Annotated in this window: 6 protein-coding genes; 2 read left to right on the forward strand and 4 right to left on the reverse strand. The window is 71.1% G+C overall.

Going from position 1 to position 2,841, the window contains the following annotated elements; translation table 11 throughout:
- Window positions 1-215 (reverse strand): hypothetical protein (locus ABWK99_RS15420; RefSeq protein ID WP_372595574.1); only part of this gene is annotated, 215 nt, incomplete at its 3' end.
- A gap of 39 nt (window positions 216-254) precedes the next feature.
- A complete protein-coding gene (locus tag ABWK99_RS15425) occupies window positions 255-761 on the reverse strand; it encodes a holin (RefSeq protein ID WP_372595575.1) in 507 nt (168 codons plus the stop codon).
- Window positions 762-886: 125 nt separating this feature from the next.
- Between ABWK99_RS15425 and ABWK99_RS15430 the strand changes: the two genes are divergently transcribed.
- Both ABWK99_RS15430 and ABWK99_RS15435 read left to right on the forward strand, forming a co-directional pair.
- Window positions 887-1,189 (forward strand): hypothetical protein, encoded by a 303-nt coding sequence (locus tag ABWK99_RS15430; RefSeq protein WP_372595576.1) that lies wholly within the window; start codon window positions 887-889, stop codon window positions 1,187-1,189.
- 29 nt (window positions 1,190-1,218) lie between these two features.
- Window positions 1,219-1,557: a hypothetical protein gene (locus ABWK99_RS15435; protein WP_372595577.1), complete on the forward strand. Its 339-nt coding sequence runs from the start codon at window positions 1,219-1,221 to the stop codon at window positions 1,555-1,557.
- A gap of 91 nt (window positions 1,558-1,648) precedes the next feature.
- Here ABWK99_RS15435 and ABWK99_RS15440 read toward each other — a convergent pair whose 3' ends face one another.
- Both ABWK99_RS15440 and ABWK99_RS15445 read right to left on the reverse strand, forming a co-directional pair.
- On the reverse strand, window positions 1,649-2,005 hold the full coding sequence (locus tag ABWK99_RS15440) for a hypothetical protein (protein WP_372595578.1): 357 nt from the start codon (window positions 2,003-2,005) through the stop codon (window positions 1,649-1,651).
- A gap of 2 nt (window positions 2,006-2,007) precedes the next feature.
- The gene (locus tag ABWK99_RS15445) at window positions 2,008-2,667 is read right to left on the reverse strand and encodes a M15 family metallopeptidase (protein ID WP_372595579.1); all 660 of its coding nucleotides are present in this window, start codon (window positions 2,665-2,667) and stop codon (window positions 2,008-2,010) included.
- Window positions 2,668-2,841: the final 174 nt, after the last annotated feature.

Raw genomic sequence — 2,841 nt, forward strand, 5'->3', positions numbered from 1 at the left:
CCGGTCGCCGCGGCGGTCGTGAGCACGGCGTTGGTCGCCTTCACTGACGGGTCGGCGGCGGTCGCCGCCGCCCAGCCCGTCGCGCCGACCGCGGTCCGCGCCAGGTTCGCCGACTCGGACGTGCCGTTCTCGGACCATGCGATGTAGTCGGTCGCTCCGCTCGTCGGGAAGCGTGCGTCGAGAGTCGCCTGCGACTCCGTGATGGTCAGGCCCATGGTCGTTCTCCTTCTGGTGGGGTGTGACGGGTGGGTCGATCAGTCGGCGGTGTGCCGGCCGGTGGGGGCAGCGTCAGCGGGTTGCACCCCGGCGACGGCATCGGTCACGGTGCGCCCGTCGGGCAGGACCGTGTCGATGGGGATGGTCACGGGCAGCGACTCGGGCAGGATGGAGATGACGGCCAGGACCAGGGACCCGGCAGCGGCCGCGGCAGCGTGCATCAGGACCAGCGTCCACGGGACCTCGTGGATCAGGGTCACGGCCGGGATCGCGGCGATCAGCGCCTGCGCGAAGGTCTTCACGGTGCGGTCCAGTGCTGCTACCCACCAGGCCCGCGGCATCCCGTCGACCTCGGGCAGGGACGCGAGCGCGGTGGCCAGGGACAGCACGGCCATCAGAGCGGCGGTCGACGCGGCCGCGAGGATCGTCGCGGAGTCCCCGGACAAGATCCCCGGGATCAGGGGCACCAGGACCACGAGGGCGGAGCGCAGGGCCCGCTGGATGGCGGCGGCCCACCAGGCGCGGGAGAGCAGGGCGGAGAGCATGACGACTCCTCAGGGTTGTGACTGTTTCGTTACCTACCTGGTCGGTATACGGGTAGACAGCGCTCACCCGGTGCGTGTATAGTCATATACATCAGCAAGGCACACCGAAGCGAAGGACAGGAACCATGCGCACCGAGGCCACCACCACCCGCACCGTCACCGGCTGGAACGGCAGCCGCGAGGTCGTCGAGACCCTCGCCACCTACACCGGCACCGTCGAGTCCTTCAGCGTCTACGAGAGCGACCGGTCGCTTCGCACCGTCACCCTCACCGACGGCGACACCTTCACCACAAGCGCCCAGGCGCTCATCTCCCCGGTCGGCTACATCGCCGACGCGATCCTCGGGCGCGAGATCATCGCCGTCGCCTCGGTGCACCCCGAGACCGGACGCGAGGGCCTGGTCCGCCACATCGACCTCGCCGTCTGACCTAGACCGCCACGAAAGGACGGACCGCCATGAGCACCTACGACATCGACGCATGGCTCGGCGACACCGAGGCGACCGACGAACAGCGCGCCGCCATCCAGGCAGCATCCGACGCGATCGCGGCTCGCTGGCCCGACCCGGACATGGCCGACAGTCGCCGCGACGCTTTGAACGCCGCCGCGATGGTCGTCCTCGGAGACGAGGCGCTCGAGGCGACGGCCGAGGCTTGGCGCGACGCCCGCGCAAGAGAGCGGGCGACCCGCGCGGCGCTCACCGGCGCGATCATCGCCTCGGGCGGCACCGAGGTCGGCCTTGCGCGGCGCGCTGGCGTCACTCGGATGACCGTGCGGAAGGCGCTAGGGAAGTAGGGCGCCGGCGAGTCCGGCGAGGGTGATGGCCGCGAGCGCGACCAGGGCCGGGACCCAGGTGTGTCGCAGGTCCCGGAGCGGGTGGTGCACGTCAGGGCGCGATGATGGAGATCGCGCCGATCACGATCGAGGCGAAGATCCCGATCGCGGCGATGGTGATCTGCAGGTACGTGCGGCGATCGGCACGGCGGGCGTCCTCGATGCGGGCGCGCTCCATGAGTCGCTCCTTCTTGTCGGCGGAGAGGGCGTTGCGCAGCTCGGCGTGCTCGACGTCCGCGGTCTGCGCGAGGGCCTCGTGTGATGCGGCCAGGGCGCGGTGCTCGGAGTCGATGCGCCGCACCTCGGCCTCGTGCTCCCGACGGGTGATCATCGAGTCGAGGCGCTGGGTGAGGTCGGCGCGCAGGTCGCGGATGTCCTGGCGGATCGCGCCGGCGCCGTCCTGATCCACCGTCACTCCTGACCCTTGGCCGCTGCCTGCCGGTGCAGCTTGATCTCGTCGCGTGCGTCGCGGGTCCGCTCGCCGATGGTGGAGATGGACGGGATCTTGCTGACCTCGGACAGCGGGAGGTTGGCCCCGCCGATGCCGAGGACGGTGCGGACCTCGTCGCGGATCATGCGGCGCAGATGGTCTTCGGTGTAGGGCATGTCGTCCTCCTGGTCGAGGGTGGGCGCGGTCGGCTCAGGGATGGTGGGGATGGCCGGTGTGGTGGCGACCGGGTTGGAGACGGTCTGCGTGGCGCGGGTGTCGCGGCTGGCGACGTACGTCATGTGCCACGGCTCGTTGCGGACCATGTCTCTGATCCACCCGTAGGGCTCGCCCCAGGCCCGGACCCACGCACGGGCGGGCCCGGCGAGGTCGAGCGCGCGCCCGGTCTCGTGCAGCGACGTGCCGGGGTAGGCGGCGGTGGCTGCGAGGTCGCCGCGAAGGTAGGCGTACCAGAGCACCCACTGCTCCGCGTTGGTGCGGCCAGCGTCGGTGATGCCGCCACTGGGGCAGCCCGCGCCGACCATGCGCAGGTACGAGGCCGCTGCGGGTGCGTCGAGCCACGCGACGGAGCCGGAGGCCTTCTTGCCGATCTTGACCTGCTGCATCAGGCTGGCCCGACCCATGTGGCGCTCACGCGGCACCCAGGGTTCGCGGTGCCGGTGCCGGATGCGACCTGGCAGAACGCTTCGACGGTGGCCGCTCCGCCCGTGTGCACGACGGGCACGGTGACGGTGCGTGACGTGATGCTCGTCGAGACGGTCCACGGGTCGTCGGACGTGACGTTCACCCCGGCGAAG

Source organism: Actinotalea sp. (assembly GCF_041597215.1).
Classification (GTDB): Bacteria; Actinomycetota; Actinomycetes; order Actinomycetales; family Cellulomonadaceae; genus Actinotalea.

Excerpts from the sequence above, each read along its gene's own strand:
- ABWK99_RS15435 (WP_372595577.1), top strand. The coding sequence starts at position 1,219 with ATGAGCACCTACGACATCGACGCATGGCTCGGCGACACCGAGGCGACC.
- ABWK99_RS15445 (WP_372595579.1), bottom strand. The coding sequence starts at position 2,667 with ATGGGTCGGGCCAGCCTGATGCAGCAGGTCAAGATCGGCAAGAAGGCC.
- ABWK99_RS15430 (WP_372595576.1), top strand. The coding sequence starts at position 887 with ATGCGCACCGAGGCCACCACCACCCGCACCGTCACCGGCTGGAACGGC.
- ABWK99_RS15425 (WP_372595575.1), bottom strand. The coding sequence starts at position 761 with ATGCTCTCCGCCCTGCTCTCCCGCGCCTGGTGGGCCGCCGCCATCCAG.